At 65.3% G+C, this 17,986-nt stretch carries 12 protein-coding genes; 5 read left to right on the plus strand and 7 right to left on the minus strand.

The genetic code is table 11. The features are described 5' to 3' along the window. Positions 1 to 18: 18 nt before the first annotated feature. Genes BR78_RS0106380 through BR78_RS0106395 form a run of 4 tightly spaced genes read right to left on the minus strand, consistent with a single transcriptional unit; the run spans position 19 to position 6,549 of the window. Complete coding sequence (locus tag BR78_RS0106380; protein WP_029935733.1) at positions 19 to 1,836, minus strand: glycoside hydrolase family 9 protein; 1,818 nt, start codon at positions 1,834 to 1,836, stop codon at positions 19 to 21. Positions 1,837 to 1,841: 5 nt separating this feature from the next. After that, a complete protein-coding gene (locus BR78_RS0106385) occupies positions 1,842 to 3,545 on the minus strand; it encodes a glycoside hydrolase family 43 protein (protein WP_029935735.1) in 1,704 nt (567 codons plus the stop codon). Continuing rightward, positions 3,542 to 5,044: a tryptophan halogenase family protein gene (locus tag BR78_RS0106390; RefSeq protein WP_029935737.1), complete on the minus strand. Its 1,503-nt coding sequence runs from the start codon at positions 5,042 to 5,044 to the stop codon at positions 3,542 to 3,544. The genes BR78_RS0106385 and BR78_RS0106390 overlap by 4 nt, the downstream gene beginning before the upstream one ends. Then, a complete protein-coding gene (locus tag BR78_RS0106395; RefSeq protein WP_029935739.1) occupies positions 5,041 to 6,549 on the minus strand; it encodes a tryptophan halogenase family protein in 1,509 nt (502 codons plus the stop codon). The genes BR78_RS0106390 and BR78_RS0106395 overlap by 4 nt, the downstream gene beginning before the upstream one ends. A gap of 315 nt (positions 6,550 to 6,864) precedes the next feature. On the opposite strand from BR78_RS0106395, the gene BR78_RS0106400 reads away from it, so the two are divergent. Both BR78_RS0106400 and BR78_RS0106405 read left to right on the plus strand, forming a co-directional pair. Further along, positions 6,865 to 10,188: a TonB-dependent receptor gene (locus tag BR78_RS0106400; protein ID WP_051683210.1), complete on the plus strand. Its 3,324-nt coding sequence runs from the start codon at positions 6,865 to 6,867 to the stop codon at positions 10,186 to 10,188. Positions 10,189 to 10,309: 121 nt separating this feature from the next. Next, positions 10,310 to 11,314 (plus strand): cupin-like domain-containing protein, encoded by a 1,005-nt coding sequence (locus tag BR78_RS0106405; protein ID WP_037565997.1) that lies wholly within the window; start codon positions 10,310 to 10,312, stop codon positions 11,312 to 11,314. An 8-nt stretch (positions 11,315 to 11,322) separates the two neighbouring features. Here the strand turns inward: BR78_RS0106405 and BR78_RS0106410 are convergent, their stop codons facing one another. Further along, the gene (locus BR78_RS0106410; RefSeq protein WP_029935746.1) at positions 11,323 to 13,473 is read right to left on the minus strand and encodes an alpha-glucuronidase family glycosyl hydrolase; all 2,151 of its coding nucleotides are present in this window, start codon (positions 13,471 to 13,473) and stop codon (positions 11,323 to 11,325) included. 295 nt (positions 13,474 to 13,768) lie between these two features. On the opposite strand from BR78_RS0106410, the gene BR78_RS0106415 reads away from it, so the two are divergent. After that, on the plus strand, positions 13,769 to 14,776 hold the full coding sequence (locus BR78_RS0106415) for an AAA family ATPase (protein ID WP_025560046.1): 1,008 nt from the start codon (positions 13,769 to 13,771) through the stop codon (positions 14,774 to 14,776). Between the two features lie 3 nt (positions 14,777 to 14,779). Beyond that, complete coding sequence (locus BR78_RS0106420) at positions 14,780 to 15,733, plus strand: 1-phosphofructokinase family hexose kinase (protein WP_025560045.1); 954 nt, start codon at positions 14,780 to 14,782, stop codon at positions 15,731 to 15,733. On the opposite strand, the gene BR78_RS0106425 is transcribed toward BR78_RS0106420, so the two are convergent. Beyond that, complete coding sequence (locus BR78_RS0106425; protein WP_025560044.1) at positions 15,688 to 15,990, minus strand: ArsR/SmtB family transcription factor; 303 nt, start codon at positions 15,988 to 15,990, stop codon at positions 15,688 to 15,690. The genes BR78_RS0106420 and BR78_RS0106425 overlap by 46 nt on opposite strands. A 198-nt stretch (positions 15,991 to 16,188) precedes the next feature. Between BR78_RS0106425 and BR78_RS0106430 the strand changes: the two genes are divergently transcribed. Continuing rightward, entirely contained in the window at positions 16,189 to 16,779 is a 591-nt protein-coding gene (locus BR78_RS0106430) for an alpha-ketoglutarate-dependent dioxygenase AlkB (protein WP_025560043.1), read from the plus strand. On the opposite strand, the gene BR78_RS0106435 is transcribed toward BR78_RS0106430, so the two are convergent. After that, a complete protein-coding gene (locus BR78_RS0106435; RefSeq protein WP_025560042.1) occupies positions 16,763 to 17,974 on the minus strand; it encodes an MFS transporter in 1,212 nt (403 codons plus the stop codon). The genes BR78_RS0106430 and BR78_RS0106435 overlap by 17 nt on opposite strands. Between the last annotated feature and the right edge of the window lie 12 nt (positions 17,975 to 17,986).

The following is a 17,986-nucleotide window of genomic DNA, read 5'->3' on the forward strand; positions in this document are numbered from 1 at the left end:
CAAGGGAGGGGAATAAAGTCAGCTATCCAGCCACGCCGCGACCCAGAACAGGGGCGCGTTCCAGTTGATCGCGACTTCGTTCATCGAGAAAGCCTGGATATCGTCGACCCAGCAGCGCTGGGGCGCGCATTTGCCGCGCATCGCCCGGGCAACCTCGTCGCTCATCGCCGTCGAGTTCGGCCCGCCCGAAAGCACGCCCGGCGGCGGGCCGGGCAGCTTCGGATCGAGCGAATGTGCCCAGAAGCGGTGGTGCGGGTTCATCAGCGGTCGCACGCCATAGCCGCTGACATAGGACTGGCCGAGCGGGTTGCGGCCGAGGACATAATCCATCGTCGCGACCACGCCGGCGCGGTACTTCGCCTCGCCGGTGAAGTCATGCGCCAGCCCGAGCAACATCGCCCGATTTAGCAGGCTCGAGTTCGATCCCCAGGGATAGCCGCTCGCGACATAGGGAATGCCATAGCCATTGCCCTTCCCGTCGGCGAGGAAGCGGTCCGCCGCGGGGACGATCCCACCGCGAAGCCGGTCGATCTCGCTTTTGGGGAGCGCATTGCGCGTCGTCGCCAGCGTGATCGTCCCTAACGTTGCAGTGCTCGGCCAGCCGAATTCTTTTACATCGGCACGGAAATGCCGCGAGCCTGTCACTGCATCGCGATATTCCGCTCCGCCGGTGGTGGCGAACAATTCCGCCGCCGCCCAGTAGAATTCATCCGAGACGTCGCCATCGCCATAGCCGCCGCTGCCGGTGAAGCTGCTGGTGGCATAGACCTGCGGATTGCGTTTCGCCGCCTTCCACGCGCGCTCGGCTGCGGCACGGCAGCGCGCGGCGAAGGCATCGTCCACCCCGCGCCATAGCCGCGCGCACTGCGCCGCGGTGGCGGCAAGATTGAGCGTCGCCGCGGTGGTCGGCGGATAGAGCAGCCGTTCCTCGGGATCGTCCTGCGGCGGCATGGGCAATTTGGTCCAGTTGCGGTCGGCGACCTTCTGGTGCGCCATTCCCCCGGCGTCGATCTCGGCGAAATCGGCAGGCTCGGTCTCCCAGGCCGGCCTGCCCGCTTTGGCTGGCTTGGGCGCGCCGGCGGGAACGCGCGTCCGCACGCCGTCGGCAATCTGCATCCGGAGCAGAAACTCCATCTCGAAACGCGCTTCGTCAAGCAAATCGCTGACATGGTTTCCGGCTTCGGGGATCTTCAGGCTGCCATCCCCGAATGCGGCGGGCCGTCGCTCATAGGCATTGAGCAGGGTCCACAAGGAGATACCGCCATTGACCACGTATTTGCCGTGATCGCCGGCGTCGTACCAGCCGCCGGTGACGTCGAGCGCATAGCCGCATCCCGGCCATTCGATCCCGCGCTCGTCGCGTCCCGCGAAGCATTTGGCGACTTCCTTCGGATGCCCCGCCGGCCGCGCCCATGCTGCACCGACCAGCCGCGCCTCGATCGGCACGCCCGCGCGCTGGTGATAGAAAAATGCGGCCGCGTCTCGGGCGAGCGGCGCATACATGCCTTCCCGGATCGCGAAGGCATTGCTCGGCGAACCTTCGACGACCAGGCGATAGCCTTCGCCCGGCGTGCGGAAATCGCTGAAGTCGATCCGCTGGACTGCCCCGCCCGATGCCGCATCCTGCCCGAAAGGCTGCGCCTTGCCCTGCCGGACGGCGCGACCGGCGGCGTCGTACAGCGTCCAGGCCAGCGGCGCCGATCCTCCGCCGACGATCGCGATCTTGGCATCGCCGGGCTCGAAGCCGATCTGGTTGAGATGGACCGGCAACGGCGGCGGGGGAGTGGCACCGGCCAGCAAAAGTGTGGCAGCCGCCGTCAGGATCGGTCGCATCATATCTCCTATTTCGCACGTCCGGCGAACAGCCCGAAGGTGGAGCCGACGAAGCCGCCCGCGGTTTTGGTCGTCAGCGCATCGGTGGTGAGTTGCGTCAAAGGGCGCCAAGCCAGCATCGGCGCATCGGGATTGCCGAGCAGCCGCGCATAGGAAAAGGCATAGGCATTGCCGCGGACCTCGATGCGCAAAGCCAGCGGCTGCCCTTCGGCGATGCCGAAAGTGTCGGCATCGACCCCGGCGATCGTCTTGCCTTGGGCGGACGCCGTCGGCCCCTCGCGCTGATCGACGACGACGGCCAGCTTGCCATCCACGCGCTTCAGCCCGACGAAGATCCAGTAATCATCGTTCTGGAACACCGCGAGCCCGGCGCGGTCGCCGTCCTTTGCCGGGGTGAAACGGACCACGGTTTCGGCGGTGGCGTTCTGGTGCTGCTGGCGGCGCGTGAGGAACGAGGGGTTGGCATTGTCGCCGAGCCCCACATCACGCGCCTGCAGCTTGAGCGCGCCGCCTTCGAGACGGAACCAGTCGGTGCGCGGGTTGCGCAGCATCATCCAGTAAGGCGGCAGCTTCGTCCCGTCGAACTCGTCGCGCACGGCGAACGCGCCGTTGATCGGCACCGGCGGCGCGGGCTGCACCGGCAGCGCGGGCCGCGTAGCCATCCAGGGGACCACCTGCCCGGGATCGGTGATGCGCGGCCAGCCATTCTCCCAGCGCACCGGCATCAGGAAAGTCTCGCGCCCAGTCGAATAGAAGTCCCCCTTGTATGGGCGGACAGCGAGAAAGGTTGCCCACCATTTGCCGTCGGGCGTGGTGACCAGCTGGGCATGTCCCGCGGACGTGATCGGATTCTCGCGGTCGCCTGGAAGACCGCGCTGGGTAAGGATCGGATTGGCAGGATTGGGTTCGTACGGCCCGGTGACGCTTTTCGAGCGCAGGATGACCTGGCTGTGGCCCTCGGCGGTGCCGCCCTCGGCGCAGCTCAGATAATAATAGCCGTCCTTCCTGAAGATATGCGGCCCCTCGATCCAGATCGGCTTCTTCGAGAAATCGACGCCGCCGTTGACGAGCAATTTTCGAGGGCCGATCGTCTTCAGCGCCTTTAGGTCGAACTGCTGGATCCAGATCGCGCGGTGGCCCTGATATTGCGGCTCGCCTTCGGGCGGACCGTTATTGAGGATCCAGGTCTTGCCGTCATCGTCGAAGAACAGCGACGGATCGATCCCGCCTTCCAGATCGGGCAGCCACACCGGGTCGGACCACGGCCCAGCCGGGTTCTTCGCGGTGATCACGAAATTGCCGCCGCAATCGACGCAGGTGTTGAGGATATAGAAGGTCCCCGCCTTCGCCTGGATCGTCGGCGCGAACACGCCGCGCGAGAGGCCGAGCTGCTTGAAGTCGAGCTGGCCAGGGCGATCGATCGCATTGCCGATCTGGGCCCAGCTGACGAGATCGCGGCTGCGGAACACCGGAATGCCGGGGAAATAGCTGAAGGTGGAAGTGACCAGGTAGAAATCCTTGCCGACGCGCGTGACGCTCGGATCGGGATAGAAGCCCTGCAGGATGGGATTGCGATATTGATCGGGCGTCGGCTGGTTGGCGCGGTCCACGGCATCGCCGCCGCGATATTCGAACCAGTCGAAGCTGGCGACGGGCTGGGCGGCGGCGGGCGTCGCGAGCGACAGCAGCGCGTAGAGTGCCAGACGTTTCATGCGGCGCAATTCTCCCGGATATAGTCACGATGCTTCGGCATGTAGTCGGCCGAATTGGCGATCGCCTCGCGGATATGCGCGAGGCGTGAACGGGTTTCGTCGAGGCTCATCACTTCGGCGACCGGATCGAAGCTCCGCGCGCCCATCAGCTGGCCGTGCATCACTGCGAACCAGCTGGTGTCGTTGAACAATTCCTCATTCTCGCGGAAGGCGCGGCCGTGGCTTCGGAAGACGCGCATTTTCTCGGCCAGCCGCTCGGGAATCTCCATGTTCCGGCAATAGTCCCAGAAGGGCGAATCGTCGCGCTCGGTGGCGTGGTAATGGAGGATGATGAAGTCGCGGATTTCCTCGTAATCGGTCGTCATGATGCGGTTGTAGCGATCCACGTCGGCCTGGTTGAAATGCTTGTCCGGGAACATCGTCAGGAAGCGCGAGATTCCGCTCTGGATCAGCCAGATCGCAGTCGATTCCAGCGGTTCGATGAAGCCGCCCGCCAGCCCCATCGCCACGCAGTTCTTGATCCAGAGCTTGTTGCGATGGCCGGTTCGGAACGGGACGGTACGCGGGTCCGCCAGCAGTTTGCCGTCGAGATTGGCGAGCAGAATCCCGGTCGCCTCGTCGTCGGACATGTATTGCGAGCAGAAGACATGGCCGTTGCCGGTGCGGTGCTGGAGCGGGATACGCCATTGCCAGCCGGCCTTGTGCGCAGTCGAGCGGGTATAGGGCGTCCACTCCTCGACGCTCTCGCACGGTACCGCGATCGCGCGGTCACAAGGCAGCCAGTGCGACCAGTCGGTGAAGCCGGCCTTCAGCGCCTGCTCGATGATCAGGCCGCGAAAGCCCGAGCAATCGACGAACAGGTCGCCTTCCACTTCGGTGCCGTCTTCCATCACCACCGACTGGACGAACCCGTCCTCGCCGCGGAGCTTGACGTCGACGATCCTGCCTTCGCGGCGGATCACCCCGCGCTCTTCGGAATAGCCACGCAGGAAACGGGCGTAGAGTCCGGCGTCGAAGTGGAAGGCGTAGGCGATGTCGGAGAGCGGGGAGCGGCCGGCATCGATCGCGCGCATGAACTTGCCCTGCTGCCCGGCTTTGGCCTGGAGCGACCATTCGTCCAAGTCGGGCGCCTCGCCAAGCTGATGCAGTCGCAGGAAATAGGCGTGGAACGACACGCCCTGCATGTCGACGCCATATTTGCCGAAGGGGTGGAAATAGGTGTGGCCCTGCCGTCCCCAATTCACGAACTGGATGCCCAGCTTGAAGCTGCCCTGGGTGGCGCGCATGAATGCGTTCTCGTCGACGCCGAGCATGCGATTGAACGTCGCCATCTGCGGGATCGTCGCCTCGCCGACGCCGACGATGCCGATCTCGTCGGATTCGATCAGCGTGACGCCGGCATATTCGGGCCCGAGGATACGCGCGAAGGTGGCGGCCGCCATCCAGCCGGCGGTGCCCCCGCCGACGATGACGATCTTGCGGATGCGGTTGTCGGTCATGCGGTTCCTCTGGAGGGGCAGTGCCGCGCGAGCCAGTCGGCGTGCGCGGGCATCGCCTCGGCCGTGCGGCGGAAAGTGACGCGGATGCGATCCAGCATCTGGCGCAATTGCCCGGGATCGAGCGCGTCGGCGAGCGGGTCCCAACCCTGCGGCGTGATCCCCTGCCCCAGCATAACGGCGATCCAGCTCGTCTCGCCGAACAATTCGTCCTCGCGCCGGAAGACCCGGCCACGATTGCGGAACAGCTCGATGCGGCGCGTGAGGCTCTCGGGCACCGCCATCTCGCGGGCGTGATGCCATAGCGGCTCGTCGCGCCCGTTCGCCTTGTAATGGAGGATCACGAAGTCGCGCACCTGTTCGTATTGGGTGCGCGTGAAATCGTTATAGGTGTCGCGCTCGGCATCGCCCCAGCCGGCATCCGGGAAGAACGCCAGCAGACGCGAAATGCCCGCCTGGATCAAATGGATGCTGGTCGATTCCAATGGTTCGAGGAAGCCGCCCGACAGGCCGATCGCGACGCAATTGCGGTTCCACGCCAGTTTTCGCCGGCCGGTGGTGAAGCGGAGCGGCCGCGGATCGGCGAGCGGCTCGCCTTCCAGATTGGCGAGCAAAGTCGCCGCCGCCTCGTCGTCGGACACATGCGCGCTCGAATAGACATAGCCGTTGCCGGTCCGGTGCTGGAGCGGGATCCGCCATTGCCAGCCCGAGGCCCGCGCGGTGGCGCGGGTATAGGGCGCCAGCGGCCCGGCATTGGCGGTGGGCACCGCAAGCGCGCGGTCGCACGGCAGCCAGTGGGTCCAGTCCTCATAGCCGGTATGGAGCGCTTCCTCGATCAGCAGCCCGCGAAAGCCCGAGCAATCGATGAACAGATCGGCCGCGAGCCTGGTGCCGTCCTCCAGCGTTACGGCGTCGATGAAGCCGTCCTCGCCGCGCAGGGACACGTCGATGATCTTGCCCTCGCGGCGGACGACGCCGCGGTGCCCGGCATAGTCGCGCAGGTAGCGGGCGTAGAGCGATGCATCGAAATGATAGGCCTGGACCAGCCGGGACAGCGGCGAGCCGGGGTCGCGCGCGGGCGCGTCGTAGCGATCGAGCTGGCAGGCGACGGCGCACAGGCTATAGTCGTCGAGCGCGCTCGCCTGGCCCATTGCGTGGAGCCGTTGCCAGATCTGGTGGAACTTCACCCCGTCGATATCGAAGCCATATTCGCCGAACGGGTGCAGGTATCGGTGTCCGGACGCATTCCAGTCGACGAACTCGATGCCGAGCTTCATCGAACCCTGCGTCTTCGCCAGGAAATCCCTTTCGTCGATGCCGAGCATCGCATTGAAGGTCTGGATCGGCGGGATCGTCGCCTCCCCCACTCCCACCGTCCCTATCGCGTCCGATTCGACGAGCGTGATCGTCACTCCCGCCCGGCCCAGGCGCGCCAGCGCCGCAGCCGTCATCCAGCCCGCAGTGCCGCCGCCGACGATGACGACGCTCCGGATCGTTGGCCGGGTCACGCTGGAACGCGAATTGTGAACGCGGACAAATTTCCCTCCCCTTGCGCGATGTTAGCGCTCCCACTTTCCAAAACCGCCGCGGCGGACGCGGGGAGCTCCTTCGTTGCATCGCAGCAAAACCATTGCAAAATCAGCACATACGTACAGCGTTGTCACTATCTCTCTTGATCTTTGCCGCGAATTACTTCTACCCATGCAACATAATAGCAATAATTCGCACCGGCTAATGGTAGCGTTAACACTGGAGGGGGACGCTTGATGCGCAAGCAGCACGCTATTCATGCATCTGAAAATGCGGCAAAACTGAAGTCGGGGATGCTCCGCGCGGGCGTATCCGCTGCGGCACTGTGCCTATTCGGGGCCGGCACGGCCTGGGCACAGACCGACGGTGCGTCGGCGCAGACTACCCCTGCCGCGCAGGACGAAACTGCGGCACAGGATGCACCGGCCGGGGACGAGATCATTGTCCAGGGCTATCGCCAGTCGCTGCAGAGCGCGCAGCAGATCAAGCGCAACTCCGACGTCATCGTCGATTCGGTCACTGCCGAGGATATCGGCGCGCTTCCCGACCGTTCGGTCACCGAGACGCTGCAGCGCATCCCGGGCGTCGCGATCAACCGCTTCGCCGCCGGCGTCGATCCCGACCACTTCTCGGTCGAAGGCTCGGGAGTCGTCGTCCGCGGCCTCACTTATGTCCGCTCCGAGTTCAATGGCCGCGAGGCGTTCAGCGCCAATAACGGTCGCTCACTGAGCTTCGCCGACGTGCCCTCCGAGCTGCTTGGCGGCGTCGACGTGTTCAAATCACCTACGGCGGACCGCATCGAAGGCGGTATCGCCGGCGTGGTCAATCTGCGCACGCGCACGCCCTTCGACTCCAAGGGCCTGGCCCTCGCCGCCTCGGCCGAGATGAACTATGGCGACTTCCAGAAGGATCCGAGCGCCAACCTCAATGTCCTCGTCAGCAATCGCTGGCAGACCGGGATCGGCGAGATCGGCTTCCTCGCCAGTGCTTCCTATTCGAACCTGAAGAGCCGGGCCGACCGCCTGCAGATTTCGAGCTTCCGAATCCGCAATCTCTATTCGGACGGCGACGTCGTCCAGAATCCCGGCGCGACCCAAGTCGGTCGCGTACTCTTCCCACGGGGCGCCGTGCTCGGCAGCCAGGAGTTCGACCGCACCCGCTACGGCTATTCGGCCGCGGCGCAGTGGCGCAGCAACGACGGCTCGATGGAGGCCATATTCCAGTTCCTCCGGTCCGACGCGCGTCAGGCGTGGAGTGAGCATACGGTCGAGATCGCGACCGACAACGTTACCAACAACGGCGACTCTCGTCGCGTGCCCGGCACCACGCTGGCGTTCGACGACGACGGCCTGTTCGCCAGCGGCACGATCACCGGTCCGACCGGCTGGCGCGATGACCAGTTCAGCGGTGCTGCCCGCACGCCCATGATGGGCCTGCAGAGCAACAACATCGCGCGCTACCACACAGAGAGGCTCGTCACGGACGATTACGGCTTCAATTTCAAGTGGAGCGTCAGCGATCGGCTGGGCGTGTCGCTCGACTATCAGCACGTCGATTCGAGCACCTATATCCAGGACCATACGCTGTGGAACTCGACCTATCAGAACGCGTCGATCCAACTGCGCGGCAGCAACTATCCGATCGTCCAGTTCCTGCCGCCGCAGGTCTGCAACGGGCCGGCGGCCAATTCGCAGAACGCGCCGGACAACGATCACGACAACGGCTTTGATTGTGCGGGGTTCGGAAGTCGGGCAGCGGAAAGCACTCTTCCGGGACAGCGTTGGGCGCCGACCTATTTTGGCGCCGGCCATACCAGCTTCACCGATCCCTATAACAGCTTCCCGCGCGCCGCGATGGACCATATCGAGGACAGCGACGGCAATTCGGACGCGGCGCGGCTCGATCTGGAATATTCCTTCCCCGAGGGCGGCTTCCTCAAGTCGATCAAGGCGGGTGTTCGCTATGCCGATCGCGATCAGACCGCGCGCTTCTCGACCTACAATTGGGGCGTGATAACCGAGCAATGGGGTAGCGGCGGACCGGTGTGGCTCGACGAGCCAGTTGACGGCGTCCCTGGTGGAACGGGCGGCACGCCGATCGGTGTCGGCGCCAACGTGCCTTATTATTTCGATAATTTCTTCCAGGGCCAGGCACCCAACCCCCTCGCGGGCCAGGGACGGCTATTCTATGGCTCGAACATCATCAAGAACTACGCCCAATATGCCGCCTATGCCACCGCGGTTAACCGCGAATGGCGCGCGCCGACCACGGCGTGTGGAGACGGCGTGGTCCGCAACGACGGCTGGAATCCGCTCGCCCAGCGCTGCGGCGTAGTGGCCGGCACGCCGTTCCTTCCCGGCGAGATCAATCCGATCCGGGAGACGAACAAGGCCGCCTATGCCATGGCGCGTTTCGACAGCGAATTCGGCAACGGGCTGCGCCTGAGTGGCAACGTGGGCGTCCGCTACACCAAGACGGACCGTACCGCGGGCGGCTTCATGGCCTTCCCGCAGCCGGGGAGTCCCTTCCCGAGCGAGACCGACTGTGCGAACGTCCCCGTCGGCCAGAACCCGCCGGCATTCTGCACCTTCCCCGTCGCGACGCGGAATGCGGCCCGCGGCTTCCTCAATGGGGCGCTCACTCCCAGCAACGTGAAGACCAGCTACGAATATTGGCTGCCGAGCGCGAACGTGAAGTTCGAAGTGGGCGGCGGCCTTCAGTTCCGCGCGGCCTATTTCAAGGGCGTCGCGCCGCCCGCCACCGGCCTGACGCGCAACTACTTCAACGTGAACCTCGCGCCCGTCCAGAATGTGGACGCGAACGGCAACGCGATCCCGAACAGCTTTACGATGCAAGGGTCGTTCGAAGCGGGCAATCCGTATCTGAAGCCCGTTACCGCCGACAATTTCGATCTGACCGCGGAATGGTATTTCTCCAGCGTCGGCCAGCTTACCGTGTCGGCTTTCTACAAGGAACTGCACGGCGTGCTGACCAACAGCACCGCCATCTTCGAATTCACCAATAACGGTGCGACCTTCCCTGCAGTCGTGAGCACGCCGATCAATTCTCCTGACACGGGCAAGATCAAGGGCGTCGAAGTCGCTTACCAGCAGACGTTCGACTTCCTGCCGGGCGTGCTCAAGGGCCTCGGTCTACAGGCCAACTACACTTACATCGACTCGAGCGGCGTGCCCCAGAGCACGCTTTCGGAGACCGATCCGAACGTCGGCGCAGGCCGCGTGACCACGGTGGACCTCGCCAGCCTGCCGCTGCAGGGACTTTCGAAGCACAACTTCAATATCACGCCCTTCTTCGACGTCGGGCCGCTCTCGCTCCGTGCCACCTATTCATGGCGGTCGGACTTCCTGCTGACCATCCGCGACGTGATCGTGCCCAACGATCCGATCATCAACAAGGCGACTGGACAGCTCGACGCATCGATCTTCTATTCTCTGTCCGACAATGTGAAAATCGGCCTTCAGGGGTCCAACCTGCTCAACGAAGTGGTGAAGACCAAGGCGGTAGTCACCGGGCTCGACGGCGAGAATGTCGAAGTGCCGCGCGGCTGGTACATGAACGATCGCCGGATCTCGGGCATCATGCGCTTCAGCTTCTGATTTCACGACAACACCCTGCCCTGGCGTCGCGAGCATCCCTCGCGGCGCCATTTTTTTGTGCCACTCTTGTGCTCCGGTGGAGGCCGGAGCACGAGACGGAAAAATGCGCTAGGAAACGCCGATGATTGGCCCTTCCCCCATCGGTGAGATCCCCGACGCTGCCGCATTCCGCGATGTAATCAGCAGCTATGCGCCGGTGGTGATCCGCGGACTGGTGCGCGATTGGCCAATAGTCCGCGCGGGGAATGAGTCGACCGAGGCAGTGGCGGCACATCTGCTCGGCTTCGATCGCGGGGCGGCGGCGGAGGCATTCATAGGTTCATCCGAGATCGGGGGGCGCTTCTTTTATTCCCCCGACATGAAGGGCTTCAACTTCGAACGGCGGCGCGGCGCCTTCGCCGAATTGCTGCGCTATCTGCAAAGCGTGGTCGGCAAGGACGGCGCGCCCGCGGTCTATGCCGGGGCGCTGGAGACCGCGGAGATGCTCCCCGGCTTCGCCGAGGCCAATCCCCTGCCCCTGCTCGCAGGCCTCGACGCACCGCCGCGGATATGGCTGGGCAATCGCTCGATCATCTCCACCCATTTCGACGTCTCGGACAATGTCGCTTGCGTGGCCGCGGGGAAGCGGCGCTTCACGCTGTTTCCGCCCGATCAGATCCACAATCTCTATGTCGGGCCGCTCGACCGCACCGTGGCGGGGCAGCCGACGAGCATGGTCGAATTGAACGCCCCCGATTTCGAGCGCTTCCCGCGCTTCCGCGAGGCGCTGGCGGCGGCGCGGACCGCCGAGATCGAGCCCGGCGACGCGATCTACATTCCCGCGCTCTGGTGGCACCAGGTCGAGGCGCTGGCACCGTTCAATTGCCTCGTCAATTACTGGTGGAACGATTCACCCGACGCGGCCGCCCGGTTCGACGCGATGGTGCATGCGGCGATGGCGATCGGGCATCTACCGGCCGAGCGCCGCGCCGCCTGGGGGGCGATGTTCGACACCTTCGTGTTCCGCCATCATGGCGATCCCGTTGCGCATCTCGCCCCCGAGCATCGCAGCGTGCTGGGCGAACCCACGCCGCAGCTTCGCCAATATATCAAGGCCTATCTCGCCCGCGGCCTGCAGCGGCCTTGAATTGTGGACTATTTCCCATTCCCCGGCGCGTACGGCGTCTTGATCGCCTTGTAATATTCCAGATCGTGCGCCGGAGCGGCGTGGCCTGCGGGGAGCGGGCGCTTCGAGACCGATTGGAAATAAGCGATCGAGGCGTCGCGCCACCACTGCGCCTCCCCCCGCTGGATCGCGAGGAAATCGCGGACCTCGGCCCAGCGGCGGGGGTCGATCTTGCCCTTCAGGCCGTCCCAATCGGCCTGCATCGCCTGCACCGCGGCGACGCCGCGATCGTAGCGGATGATCAGTTCGTCCCAGACAGCCCGGCCGGAGGCTGTCCGGTAGGTCCAGGGGACGTGGTGGAACCAGAGCAGGAATTTCTCCGGCACGCGTTTGAGGTCGCCGAACTGCGCAGCCACCTGCGGGGCATATTGGCCGACGGCGTTGGTGCCCGTGGCGGTGCGGTCGAAACCGATGCCCCGCGCGTCGGCCTTGTGATAATAGACCGGGTTCCATTCGGGGCGAGCGAGATCCGAAATCCACGGGCCAGGGCCATAATGGTGGCCGGTCGCCATCAGATGGCCGAGACCCAGCGGCGTCATGTAGTCGACCACCGCCTCGCGTGAGCCCATCATCATCTGCACGATCGGGCCGGTGACGGCGGGGTCGTTGCCCCAGGTCAGCGTCGCCCAGTCGCGCGCGATCGGCTCGGCGCGGGCGTCGGGATCCCAGGCGAGACGGCCGAAGGCGTACCAGTTCGCCTGATCGAATTGCGAGCCCGACCAGTTGATGTCGCTGCCGATATTGGCGACCCCGGCCATGCCGGTCGCGGCGCCTGGCTCGACCGGCGTGGCGAGCAGTTTCGCCACAGTTGAGCCCTTGGCTGGCCGGAAGGTATCGGCCTGCAGCGCCTCCTCCCACATCGTGCCGAGATAGGCGAGGTGCGTCGCGAAACCGAGATATTCCTTGGTGATCTGGAATTCCATCATCAGCGGGGTGCGCGGCATCGACCCGAACAGCGGATGAAAAGGCTCGCGCGGCTGGAAATCGATCGCGCCGTTCTTGACCTGGACGAGGACGTTGTCGCGGAACTTGCCGTCCAGCGGCTGGAACTCGGCATAGGCCTGCTTGTGGCGGTCGTCGGGATTCTCGGCGGCGTAGACGAAGGCGCGCCACATCAGCACGCCGCCGTGCGGGGCCAGCGCGTCGGCGAACATGTTGGCCCCCTCGGCATGGCTGCGCTTGTAGTCGGCAGGGCCGGGCTGGCCCTCCGAATTGGCCTTGACGAGGAAGCCGCCGAAATCGGGAATGACGCGGTAAATCTCGTCGACCTTGGCCTTCCACCAGGCAGCGACCTGCGGGTCGAGCGGATCGGCGGTCCTGAGCCCGCCCAGTTCGATCGGCGCCGAGAAGCGGGCGGTCAGATAAACCTTGATGCCATAGGGCCGGAATGTGTCCGCGAGCGCCTTGACCTTCTCCAGCCATTCGGGCCGGAGCACGTCGGCATTGGCGTTCACGTTGGTGAGGACGGTCCCGTTGATCCCGATCGAGGCATTGGCGCGGGCATAATCGGTGTAGCGCGGGTCCTTGTAGCCCGGCAGCTTCTGCCAGTCCCAGATCGACTGGCCCGCATAGCCCCGCTCGACATAGCGATCGAGATTGTCCCAGTGATTGAGCACGCGAACCTTGAGCTTCGGCGCATCCGAAATGTCGAGATTGTCGAGCGGCTGGCGTGTCTGCATCAGCTTGAGGAAGCGGAACACGCCGTAGAGCACGCCCACGTCCTGATTGGCGGCGATCACGGTGACGCGCTTGCCGTCAATCGTCGCGCTGCGGATGAGATAGCCCTCGGGACCAAGCTGGGCGAGCGGGAGACCGAGCGGCGCGATCAGCGGCGATTTTCCGGTACCGAGGACGACGGCGCCGTCGCCCATCACCGTTTCGCGCCAGACAAGGTCATAGCCGAGCATGCCCTCGAATCCGCGGCGCAGCTCGTTGGCCGCCGCGATGATCGTCGGCCGGCTCGCAGCCGTGAAGTGCGTCACCTGCCTTGCGTATCGATCCTTCCATTGCTGCTCGAGCGGTTGATAGCGCAACCACAGGTCGTAGCCGGTCTCGGCGCGGACCGCCGACGGCAGCGCCACGCTCAGCAAGAGCAATAGAAAAGCAAGGAAACGTCGCATTTTCATCCTCTCACCGGTCCGGTCTGACGCCGCGCGTTGACTTGTCCGTAGCAGCTCACTCATGGTAGCGCTACCAGCGGGCACATACGGCGCGCATCATAGGAGAGTGAGATGGGTGCGCAACGCGCCGAGATCCTTTCCGCGCGCGTGACCGTCCCTGCCCGAACGCAACTTCGCGACGTCTTCTCCAGACGTTTCGCCGCGGCGGCGGTACGGCCGGCTGAACGCTCCAGCTTTCGTTCAGAAAAGCAATGCCAGGCCGGCGAAGCGCGACTAAGGATACGCAAAGGAGGCAATGGCCGCAGTGGCTTCGACAGGGAGTGTTCCGTTCGAAATCCTGCTCGGGCAGGAGGGGCTCGACGCATCGGCCCTGCATGCGTTCGCCGACCGACTGGCGGCAGCCCATGCGCGCGCGACGGTGGGCGATGGCGCCGCGTCGCTGGCGCGGTTCGAGCGGCTCGCAAGATCGGACACGCAGCGCCGCGAACTCACCCGCCAGCTCCCGCTGCTTCGTCGCCGGAGCGCGGCCAGGCGCGTGCGGCAACTGCACGGCCCGGTTCCTGAGGATATCCTGTTCGATCTTGCCGGCCATTTGCTCGAGCTGGTGCGCCGCGGCCTCGCTACGGAGGCTAATATCCTCGCCAATCGTTATCTCGATGTGGAGCCGCAGGGCGCTACCGGCTGGGCCACGCTGCCGCTTTTGCTGTCGTTGCGCGTCATGGAAGCGGGTGATGCGGCACTGGCGGAAGCCGTTCTCGCACCCTTCCCGCCACGCATTGTCGCGATCGGCGGGCTTTCGGGTACGGGCAAGTCCACTCTTTCCCGGCTGCTCGGCGCGCGATTGGGCAGAACGCCGGGCGCACGCGTCCTGCGATCCGATGTGTTCCGCAAACGTCTGGCGGGGCTGGCGCCCGAGATGCGGCTCCCGCCAGCGCATTATACGCGGCATAGCGACGAGGCGACTTATGAGGCGTTGTTCGAATCCGCCGACGATCACATCGCCTGCGGGAATTCGGTGATCCTCGACGCCGTGTTCATGAGCCGCAGCGAGCGCGACGTGGCCGAGGCGATCGCGCTGCGCCGGCGGGTGCCGTTTACCGGCATCTGGCTGGAGGCGCCCGAACGCGATCGCATCGCCCGGGTGAGCGCGCGCAGCAGAGACGCCTCGGATGCGACCGCCGACGTGGTGCGCGAGCAATCGCGGCGTTCGGTGGGTGAGCTTGCAGGCTGGCACCGGATGCGCGTCAACCGGCCTCTCGACCTGATCATCCCCGCCGCGCGTGCAGTGCTGGACCGGCGCTGACGCATGGCGGCGATCGTAACGCTGACGCTCAATCCGGCACTCGACGTTTTCACCGGTACCGAGAGCGTGCGGCCGACGCACAAGCTGCGCTGCACGGCGCCGCGTTTCGAGCCGGGCGGCGGCGGAATCAACGTGGCCCGCGTGGTGCACGCGCTGGGCGGCGAAGTGACGGCGGTGTTCCCCTGCGGTGGATCGCCGGGGGCAATGTTCGAGAAGCTGCTCCGCGAAGCCGGCGTGCCGATCGCGCCGGTGCCGATCGCCGGGACGACGCGCGAGAGCTTCACTGTCGACGAGGAAAAAAGCGGCGAGCAATATCGCTTCGTGCTGCCGGGGCCGTCGCTGAGCGGCGACGAACTGGAACGGATCCTCGATGCCGTGGGCGGGATCGACGGCCCGTCTGCTTATGTGATCGCGAGCGGCAGCCTGCCGCCCGATTGCGATCCCGCGATCTTCCGCCGGCTATGCGCCTTGTGTGGCAAGATCGGCGCCAGGCTGGTGATCGACACTTCGGGGGATGCGCTGGCCGCGGTGGAGGGCAGCTGCGCCTTTTTGATCAAGCCCAGCCTGCGCGAAGTGCAGGAGCTGGTCGGGCGCGAACTGGCCGACGAGGCCATGGAGTGCGAGGCCGCGCGCGAGCTGCTCGAGCGCGGCTTCGCCGACGTGATCGTGGTCTCGCTCGGCGAGCGCGGCGCGTTGCTGGTCGCCGAGAATACCGAATTGCGCATGCCCGCGATCGAAGTGCCGACCGGAAGCGCCGTAGGCGCGGGCGATTCGATGGTCGCGGGCATCACTTTCGCCCTCGCCTCGGGCAAGTCGCTCGAGGAGGCTTTACGCTATGGCGTGGCGGCGGGCGCTGCGGCGCTGATCACGCCGGGTTCGGAGCTCGCACGGCGAGAAGATGTCGAGCGGCTCTACTCGGCCGCCTTGGCCAAGGGCTCGACGCAGAACAGGTCGTGAAGCGATTCGAGCATGCGCTTCGCCTCTGCGCTCGCCAGCGAATAGAAGATCATCTGGCCGGCGCGGCGCGCGTTGACCATGCCCTCGCGACGAAGCAGAGCGAGCTGCTGCGAGACGGCAGTATCGCGCGCGCCGGTGAGCCTTGCGAGCTCGCCGACGGACTTCTCGCCGTCCCACAAATGGCACAACAGCAACAGGCGACTCCGACCCGACAGCGCCTTGAGAAACAGGGACGCGCGGTCAATCTCAGCAATCATTTGGTCTTTCACGGCGCGCACCGCTAAGCCCGGAAGATGTTTGTTGCAACCGCTATCGATCGGATTCGGAACGGATTTCGACAACAAACGTCGTTGCATTAACTGCAATCGGAAACTCTGTTTTGTTTTGAAGCCTCACCTGAAGCATCACCTGGCCGACTTCGACCGGGCCGATCCGGGCCTGAGACGGAAATTATAATGCCCCTCCCCGCAGCCGATCTGTTCGGCCCTCCTTTTCCCGGTTTCGCTTACGCGGAAGACCTCGTCACGCCGGACGAGGAAGCGCGGCTGATCGCCGCGGTGGATGCCGCGGGATTGAGCCCGTTCCGGTTCCAGGGCTGGCTGGGCAAAAGGCTGACGGCCAGCTTCGGCTGGCGCTACGATTTCGACGACGGAGCTTTCACCATGGGCACGCCGCTGCCCGAATGGCTGCTACCGTTGCGCGAGAAGGCGGCGGGCTTTGCCGGGGTCCGTGCCGAAGCGTTCGCGCATGCATTGGTGATCCGCTACGATCCGGGTGCGGGGATCGGCTGGCACAAGGACCGGCCGGTGTTCGAGCATGTCGTCGGCGTGTCGCTGGGCAATCCGGCGGTGATGCGGTTCCGGCGGCGGCGGCCGGGCGGATTCGACCGCTTCGCCGCGCCGGTCAGCCCGCGCTCGGTCTACCACCTCTCTGGCGAGGCAAGGCACGATTGGGAGCACAGCATCGCGCCGATGGAGGTGCCGCGCTGGTCGATCACTTTCCGGAGCCTGTCCGAAAAGGGCCGTGCGCTCAGTTCTGCGTCCTGACCGTCATCGCTGCCGCGCCGCCCGCCAGCACGCCCGTCGCGAGGACGAGCAGCCACGGCGCATAGCCCGCCTGATCGGGGCTGAGCGCCAGCGCGAGCAAGGGGGCGACCATCGCCGGCAGTGTGTTGGTGAGGTTGAGGATGCCGAGATCGCGGCCGCGGTGCCCCGGCGACGGCAGCAATTGCATCGCCAGCGCGGACTGTATCGCGAGGAATACCGACATGCCCGCGATCGCGATGCCGAAGCCCAGCGTCGCTGCCGGCCAGTTCGACGCCGCGGCCATGATCGCCAATCCCGCCGCCATCGTCACCGACGATAAGGCGAGGAAAGGTTTCCGGCGCATCGTCCGGTCCGAGAGGCGGCCCGCGGCGATCGTGAGCAACAATGCCACGATAGTGACGCCGGCGAAGATCGCCGCGACGCCCTCGCTCGCCGCCTCGGCCCTGCTTCTGTCGGGGATCTTCTCGCCCAGCACGGCGAGGAAGTAGAACAGGCCATAAGTGGAGAGCCCGTTGCCGGCGATCTGGACGAGGACGCGCGCGATCCAGATGCGCGCGAAATCGGCACGGCGGCGGACGCGAAGCGCGGGTGGTTGTTCGGGAAGCGGATCGCGACGCTCGCTAATGAATAGCAATAGCGGCAAAACGAGTATCGCGATGACTGCGCAGAGCAAAGCGTAACGCATGCCTTCCGGGCCGAGGCCGCGGAGAGTCACGCCGACTGCGACGAGCGAGGAAAAGGGGTGCGCGGCGCCCATCAGTCCGGCGACCAGGCCTTTTTGCGCGTCGGGGATCTCGTCGGCCATGATCGCTCCGACGGGGGCGAACATCATGTTGATAGCGATTTGCAGCAAAGTCACTGCGGCCAGCATCGATGGGCCGTCGCTGCTCCAGTGGAACAGGGCATAAGCGAGGATCAGCAGGCCGAGCCCGGCGAGGATCCACGGGCGGCGCGTGCGGCGGCGGCGATAGGTGCGGTCGCTGAGGGCGCCGAAGACGAGATTGGCGACGCTCGCCACCGCCGCTCCGCCCAGGGCCGCGGCGCTCAGCAGCGCGACGCGATGCTCGGGATCGGCGATCGCAGTCACCTTGAGCGGAAGCAGCACGGAAACGAACGGAATGAAGCTGACGTACAGCCCTGCATAAGCAAGCGCATAGAGGACAATGAAACCGCGGACGGGGGACGATGAGGGCATGGAAGTGTCAAC

This window comes from Sphingomonas sp. UNC305MFCol5.2, from assembly GCF_000712135.1.
Classification (GTDB): domain Bacteria; phylum Pseudomonadota; class Alphaproteobacteria; order Sphingomonadales; family Sphingomonadaceae; genus Sphingomonas.

Coding starts and splice junctions, on each gene's coding strand:
- BR78_RS0106410 (WP_029935746.1), bottom strand. CDS start 13,473: ATGCGACGTTTCCTTGCTTTTCTATTGCTCTTGCTGAGCGTGGCGCTG.
- BR78_RS0106415 (WP_025560046.1), top strand. CDS start 13,769: ATGGCCGCAGTGGCTTCGACAGGGAGTGTTCCGTTCGAAATCCTGCTC.
- BR78_RS0106430 (WP_025560043.1), top strand. CDS start 16,189: ATGCCCCTCCCCGCAGCCGATCTGTTCGGCCCTCCTTTTCCCGGTTTC.
- BR78_RS0106425 (WP_025560044.1), bottom strand. CDS start 15,990: ATGATTGCTGAGATTGACCGCGCGTCCCTGTTTCTCAAGGCGCTGTCG.
- BR78_RS0106435 (WP_025560042.1), bottom strand. CDS start 17,974: ATGCCCTCATCGTCCCCCGTCCGCGGTTTCATTGTCCTCTATGCGCTT.
- BR78_RS0106380 (WP_029935733.1), bottom strand. CDS start 1,836: ATGATGCGACCGATCCTGACGGCGGCTGCCACACTTTTGCTGGCCGGT.
- BR78_RS0106405 (WP_037565997.1), top strand. CDS start 10,310: ATGATTGGCCCTTCCCCCATCGGTGAGATCCCCGACGCTGCCGCATTC.
- BR78_RS0106400 (WP_051683210.1), top strand. CDS start 6,865: ATGCTCCGCGCGGGCGTATCCGCTGCGGCACTGTGCCTATTCGGGGCC.
- BR78_RS0106385 (WP_029935735.1), bottom strand. CDS start 3,545: ATGAAACGTCTGGCACTCTACGCGCTGCTGTCGCTCGCGACGCCCGCC.
- BR78_RS0106390 (WP_029935737.1), bottom strand. CDS start 5,044: ATGACCGACAACCGCATCCGCAAGATCGTCATCGTCGGCGGGGGCACC.
- BR78_RS0106420 (WP_025560045.1), top strand. CDS start 14,780: ATGGCGGCGATCGTAACGCTGACGCTCAATCCGGCACTCGACGTTTTC.